General features: G+C 68.6%; 5 protein-coding genes and 1 pseudogene. 2 read left to right on the top strand and 4 right to left on the bottom strand.

Going from position 1 to position 6,471, the window contains the following annotated elements:
* Both BFD71_RS15615 and BFD71_RS15610 read left to right on the top strand, forming a co-directional pair.
* A pseudogene (locus BFD71_RS15615) lies at window positions 1-196 on the top strand (IS110 family transposase); the annotation flags it as partial.
* Window positions 197-572: 376 nt separating this feature from the next.
* On the top strand, window positions 573-1,601 hold the full coding sequence (locus BFD71_RS15610) for a fatty acid desaturase family protein (protein WP_083245287.1): 1,029 nt from the start codon (window positions 573-575) through the stop codon (window positions 1,599-1,601).
* A 138-nt stretch (window positions 1,602-1,739) separates the two neighbouring features.
* Here BFD71_RS15610 and BFD71_RS15605 read toward each other — a convergent pair whose 3' ends face one another.
* The 4 genes from BFD71_RS15605 to BFD71_RS15590 form a co-directional block, all read right to left on the bottom strand.
* Complete coding sequence (locus tag BFD71_RS15605) at window positions 1,740-1,925, bottom strand: hypothetical protein (protein WP_028203177.1); 186 nt, start codon at window positions 1,923-1,925, stop codon at window positions 1,740-1,742.
* 374 nt (window positions 1,926-2,299) lie between these two features.
* Window positions 2,300-3,541 carry an MFS transporter gene (locus BFD71_RS15600; RefSeq protein WP_069265229.1) on the bottom strand — a complete coding sequence of 414 codons (1,242 nt, stop codon included), beginning with the start codon at window positions 3,539-3,541 and terminating at the stop codon, window positions 2,300-2,302.
* A gap of 104 nt (window positions 3,542-3,645) precedes the next feature.
* Window positions 3,646-5,202: an efflux transporter outer membrane subunit gene (locus BFD71_RS15595; RefSeq protein WP_069265228.1), complete on the bottom strand. Its 1,557-nt coding sequence runs from the start codon at window positions 5,200-5,202 to the stop codon at window positions 3,646-3,648.
* Window positions 5,199-6,461, bottom strand: coding sequence for an efflux RND transporter periplasmic adaptor subunit (locus BFD71_RS15590; RefSeq protein WP_069265227.1), 1,263 nt, complete (start codon window positions 6,459-6,461; stop codon window positions 5,199-5,201). Before BFD71_RS15590 ends, BFD71_RS15595 begins: the two co-directional genes overlap by 4 nt.
* Window positions 6,462-6,471 lie beyond the last annotated feature (10 nt).

Here is a 6,471-nt window from a genome sequence, read left to right as displayed (position 1 = left end):
GTGCGCCCGCGTCTACATGCAGCAGCTCCATCGGCAGAGTGGCCGGCTCGCCGAGTGGGTGCGCGCCATGCTCACGCGCCGACACTCGAACGTCGTGGCCTGCGCGCTGGCGAACAAGCTGGCGCGCACCGCCTGGGCACTGGCGACTCGCCACGGCACGTTCGATGCGCGACCGGGCCTCAACGCGCCGGCCTGAGCGCCCGATCCCCAACCACGCTTTACCGCAGTCCCCCACCTGGTTTTGCGACCGCTGAACTTTGATGACGTGAACGGCATACCGGCCTGACGGACAACCTGTCAAAAAAATCGGCTCTCGAAGCCGCGGCGGTTTTAAGGACCATCAGGCGCGACTCTCATCGTGGCGCGGGGAGTGATCCCCACAACGACGCCGGATAGATTTAGGCAAGCCAACCACAACGTCAACGATCAAGGTTGCAAAAACGGGGGTGACCATAGATTTTTTATGCGCGAACGATAGGCCTTACATCGGCCGTGGCCGCGCGGCGCGCCGTTCTTCGCTTTGTCATGTGGCCCTGCTAACGTCGCGGCAGCCTTTGCCGCGAGGAATCACCATGGAGTTCTTGAGCGCCGAAACTGAAGCGCTTTCCCCGTCCGCCACCCGCGCTGAACCCGCCAGGCGGCCAACCCACTCGCCCCAGCCCGCAACGGCGGCTCGCACCAACGCCGCGCTGATCGCATTCGCGTTCACCGCGCTCTGCTACGAACTCGTCGGATTGCCGCTCTTGCTGGACGCAACGGGCGGCCCGACGCTCGCCTTGCTGGCGACGCTCGCCCCCGTCGTGCTCGCCACGCCGATCCACTGGGGCCTCATTCACGAAGGTATCCACGGACAGCTGGCGCGCGACCGGCGCGTGAACGAATGGCTCGCCCGCGCGCTCGCGATCGGTCTGGCGATGCCGTTCGACGCCGTGCGTTTCGGACACCTGATGCATCACCGCTTCACGCGCGAGCCGTTCGACCGCCCCGATGTGCACGACACGCATGGGGCGAGCGGCCCGCGCTGGCGTCGTCGCGTGGCGTACTACGGGCGGCTGATGGGTGGTCTCTACCTCGCCGAATTGCTGCTGCCGCTTCTGGCGTTCATGCCGGGGCGGCTCGCGCGCACGATCATCGAGCGCGGGGTGGGCGCGCATGGCCGCGAAGGCGTGCAGGTGCAGCGGCTCTTCGCGAACCACGCCACCGATCCCGTGAGGCGCCGCCGTGCGCGGCGCGACTGGCTTGCGTCGCTCGCCCTCTATGCGGCTTCGTTCGCGCTCTACGGCAAGGCCTGGCCCGTGCTGCTCGCGGCGATGTATCTGCGCGGACTATGGCTCTCGCTTGCCGACAACCTGCCGCACTACGGCGTCGCGCTCGACGAACCGGGTCGCGCGCGGGATTTTCGCGTGCCGCGTGCGCTGGGCGTGCTGCTGATGAATCACCATCTGCATCGCCAGCATCATCTGCGTCCGACGCTGCCGTGGACGGCGCTGCCCGCGCTAGCACACGCCGAAGAGGCTGCAGGCGCGTCTGCGCGAACGGGCTATCTGGCCGCTGCGTTGCGTCAGTTCAAGGGCTTGCAGCCGGGCGTCGATCCCGGCTGAGGAGGGGGCAAGCGAATGCCGCGCGTGTGCGCAAGCCGCGGCGCTTCGAGCCGCGAGGATTCCGCTTCGTCGCTTCGTCGGTTCGCGCTGCTGCGCATCGCGAGCCGCCGTGCGTAGGAAGCGTACGGCAGACGTCCGCTACATCAGCGCCGGCAGTGTCTCGACGAGTGCAACGGCCGCGAGTACGCCGATCAGCGCGCCGATCACGCGCAGCGTGTTGTGTCTGAATTCCGTTGCGCACGGCACTGCGCCAAGAAAGAGCGCGCCAGCGAGGGCCATCGGGATGATCATCACGAAATCGCCGATCGTGAAATAACCTTCCATGCTTGTCTCCTGTCGATCCGGAGTGAGTGCTTCAGCACTGACTCCGGTCCCATGCAGGGGTTGCGTATCGTATGGGCGACGAAGGCTCGCAATGGTTGTCGTTCTCGTCGCCATGCCGATGGCATGGCGCTGCGGCCCCGGGCCTGAAATCGAGTATAGGTGAGGCCGGCGAGCGCGGCGGCGCGCGTGAGCGCCGCGAGGCTTCCCGTGAATCTCCTGTCGCGCCGCAAAAGCCCGCCAGAGGCGGAGTTCCGCTGCGGTGCGATGCGCGCGGCGTGCAAATCGCCAGTCGTCTGAATATTACGGACGCCTTTCGATTGCGGTGGCGCGCGGCACACAGAGGCGCGGGTGCGAACGTTGCATGCCGCGTGGGCTCAGGCCGCTCCGGCGCGCTCGCGCGCGCGCAAGGTGAGCGCGAGTGCGAGGCCCACGGCCAGCAGCACGATCACGAGGCCGGCCACGCCGCCCCAGCCTGCCCCGGCCCAGAAGTGTCCGCCGATCGAACCCATCACGCTCGACCCGAGGTAGTAGGCGAGCAGGTAAAGCGCAGCCGCCTGGCCCTTCGCTTCGCGCGCGAGGCGCCCAACCCAGCCGCTTGCTACTGCGTGCCCCGCGAAGAAGCCGATGGTCAGGCAGGCGATGCCCGCGGCAATCGCCGTGAGCGGCGCGAACAGCGTGAGCACGACGCCCGTGAGCATCAGCGCGAGACTGGCGATCAGAACGCGGCCGCGCCCGAACGTGTCGGCCATGCGGCCCGACCACGGCGAGGCGACCACGCCCGTCAGGTAGACGAGGAAGATCGCGCCGATGGCCGCCTGGCTCATGTGATAAGGCGCCGCGATCAACCGGTAGCCGATGTAGTTGTAGAGCGTGACGAAGCTGCCCATCAGCACGAAGCCCATCACGAACAGCATGGGCAGACCCGGCCGCGCGAAATGGCGCAGCAGCGCCGCGCGGTGATGCGCGAAACCGAGGCCGCTCTTCGGCGCGAAGTGGCGCGAAGGCGGCAGCAGCGAGCGGAACGCGAACATGGAGGCGAGCCCGAGCACCCCGATCACGGCCACGGCCGCACGCCAGCCGAACAGATCGGTGACGATGCCCGTGATCACGCGCCCCGCCATGCCGCCGATAGCCGTGCCGCCCACGTAGAGGCCCATCGAGAGACCGAGGCCGTCCGGGTGCATTTCCTCGGCGAGCCAGGCCATGGCCACCGCGGGCACGCCGCCGAGCGCGATGCCCAGCAGCGTGCGCAGCACGAGCAGCTCATGCCAGTGCGGCACGAAGGCGGTGGCGAGCGTGAGCAGCGACGAGGCGCACAGCGATGCGGTCATCATGCCGCGCCGGCTCCAGCCTTCGGAGACGAAGCCCGCGACGAAGATCGCAACGGCAAGCGCGGCCGTGGTGAACGAGAGCGAGAGGCTGCTCTGCGCGGGGCTCACGCCGAAGGTCTGGGAGAACGCGGGCAGGAGCGGCTGCACGCAGTAGAGAAGCGAAAAGGTGGCGTAGCCGGCGAACAGCAGCGCGAGGCTTGCGCGCCAGAATGCGGGGGTGCCGCGTTCGATGTACGGAACGGCGGAGGGCGCGGAAGTGCGCGGGGCGCCCGGTGATGCAGTCACGACAGGATCTCCAGCAATATGGCAAAGGCGCAACGATACGCCTGTTGGGCAAATGGCGTTGTCGAGCGCCGCAGGCCGGGTGCCTGGCGTGACCGCGCGGCCGTTTAGCCCGGAGCGCGCGAGGCGCCTGGCTGCGCGCTGCGAGCGGCGGCCGGCGCAGCGCCTTGCGGCCCGCTGGCGGGTTGCGCTTTGTGCGCATCGTCCGGGTGGGCCAGCGCCGCGTCGCTCGGCAAGTCCGCCGCGTTCCAGCCGCCGCCGAGCGCCTTCACGAGCGCGACGCTCGCCGCCATGCGCCGGCGCGAGATCGCCACGGCCTGGCGTTCGTTGGTGAGCGCCGTGGTTTGCGCGACCACCACGTCGAGATAGGTGATCGCACCGCCCAGATAGCGATTGTTGATGGTGACGAGCGTGCGCTGCGCGGCATCCACCGCGCGGTCCTGGGCGTTCGCCTCCTGCTCCAGCACGCGCAGCGACGCGAGGTTGTCCTCGACCTCGCCGAAGGCGTCGAGCACTGTCTGGCGATATTGCGCGACGTTCTCGTCGTACTGCGCGCGCGCTTCGTTGCGCACCGCCTCGCGCCCGCCGAAGTCGATCAGCGTGCCCGCGAGCGTCGGCCCGAGCGACCAGAAGCGCGCGGGCGCGACGAGCCACTGGCTGAAGTTGGTCGCCTCAAGGCCGCCCGTGACCGCGAGCATGAGGTTCGGGAAGAACGCCGCCGTCGCCACGCCCACCTGCGCGTTCGCGGCGGCCACACGGCGCTCTGCGGCCGCGATGTCGGGGCGCCGTTCGAGCAGCGTCGACGGCACGCCCGGCGGGCTCGCGATCGCGCGCACCGCGTAGGCTTCCTTCGGCGCGGCAGCGAGTGTGAACGTGGAAGGCGACTGTCCGATCAGGATGGCGATGGCGTGCTCGAGCTGAGCGCGCTGCACGCCGAGATCGATCGCCTGTGCCTCGGTGGTCTGCAGCTGCGTTTGCGCCTGGCCCACGTCGGCGTCGGTGGCGATGCCGCCCGCGTAGCGGTTCTGCGTGAGTTCGAGCGATTCGCGGTAGGCCTTGATCGTGTCGTCGAGCAATTGCCGTTCGCGGTCGATGCCGCGCAGCTCGAAGTAGTCGGTCGCGAGTTCGGCCTGCATGGAGAGCAGCACGGCCTGCATGTCGGCGGCGCTCGCCTGTGCGTTCGCCCTGGCGGCCTCGACGTTGCGCGCGACGCGGCCCCAGATATCGGGCTCCCATGTGGCGTCGATGCCCACGGAGTAGTCGTTGATCGTTTGACCGGCCTTCGACGTGTACAGGAGATTCTGCGAGGTGCGGTAGCGCGAGAAGTCGCCGCTCGCCGTCACGAGCGGGAAAAAGCTGGAGCGCTGCTGCGCGACGTTCGCGCGCGCCGCGCGAAAGTGCGCCTGCGCGGCCTGCACGTTCTGGTTCGCGCCTTCGACCTGGGCTTCGAGCGCGTCGAGCGTGGCGTCCTCGTAGATTGTCCACCACGCGCCGCGCGAGGCGCTATCGGCGGGCTGCGCAATCGTCCAGCCCGTGCCTTCGAGTTCCTTGAACGTCGCGGCCACGGGCATGGTGGGGCGCACGTAGTCGGGGCCCACCTTGCAGCCGCCGAGCGCCGCAAGCATGGCCAACGCGCACAGTCGAATCCGCGCGTGCTTCATCATTCGCCCTGCGCCTGCGCGCTGTTGCCCATGTTCCTGCCCGCGCCACTCGCACCGCTCGCGCCATGCGCCGCATCGGCCTCGTGCTCGCCGTGCGGCTGCACGATGCGCACCGGCGTGCCGTCGACGATCGCGTCCTGCGGATTGACGATCACGCGCTCGTCGCCGGAGAGCCCCGCCGCTACCGCCACCCGCGTGCCGAAGTCGGTGCCGAGCGTCACATTCACGAGCTTCACGCGATCTTGCGCATCGACAGTCGCCACCTTCACGCCGTCGGGGCGGAACAGGAACGCGTTGCCGGGCAGCGTGATCGGCGTGGCCGAACCGTCGAGCGCGAAGTGGACCTGCGCGTAGGCGCCGGGCAACAGTTCGCCGCTGCGGTTGTCCACATCGACTTCGACCAGCATCGTGCGCTGCTGCGCATCGACGGCACCCGCCGTGCGCGCGACGATGCCGGGAAAGTGCTTGCCCTGCTCTTCGTTGAGCGTGAGATACGCATGCTGCTGCACGCGGATCTGCTGCGCGTAGGCCTGCGGCACGTTCGCGTACACGCGCAGACGGTCGGCCTGCGCAAGATGGAACAGCTCCTTTTGCGAGGTGCCGCCGTTGCCCGCGTCGATGAGTGCGCCCACGTCCACGTTGCGCGCCGTGACGATGCCGTCGAAGGGCGCCGTCACGCGTTCGTACGACTGCAGCTGCGAGAGCCGTGAGACGTTGAAGCGCGCGGAGTCGAGCGTGGCCTTTTTCGCGAGCATGTCGCCGACTTTCTCGTCGGTGTCCTGTTTCGCCACCGAGCGCGTTTGCAGCATCTGCGTCCAGCGGTCGGCCGTGGTTTTCGCGAGCGCGTAGTTCGCTTCGGCGTTGGCGAGATCGGCGCGCGCGGCGCGCAACTGGTCGTCCACTTCGGGCGCGTCGATTTCGGCGAGCAACTGGCCCGCTTTCACGTGCGCGCCGATGTCGAAGTACCACTTGCGCAGATAGCCGCTCGTGCGCGCGTAGATCGGCGTGTCGAGAAACGCCTGCACGTTGCCGGGCAGCACGAGGTCGAGCGCGCGCGTCGAGCGCTGCGGCGTGACGACCTGCACGGTCAGCGTGCTCGCGCTTTTTGCCTCGCGTTCGAGCGCCGCATGCGCGCTATGGCGCGACCAGATGCCCTGCGCCGCGAGGCCGAGCACGATGAGCGCGGCGAGCACAAGGGGCCAGCGCCGCGATCGATGAGGCGACGGCTCTTGCGGCGAAGGCGTTTGCGAATGATTCGTCATGACAGGGTAT

The organism is Paraburkholderia nodosa, from assembly GCF_001718195.1.
GTDB lineage: Bacteria > Pseudomonadota > Gammaproteobacteria > Burkholderiales > Burkholderiaceae > Paraburkholderia > Paraburkholderia nodosa_A.
This window is presented reverse-complemented; position numbering and strand designations above follow the sequence as displayed.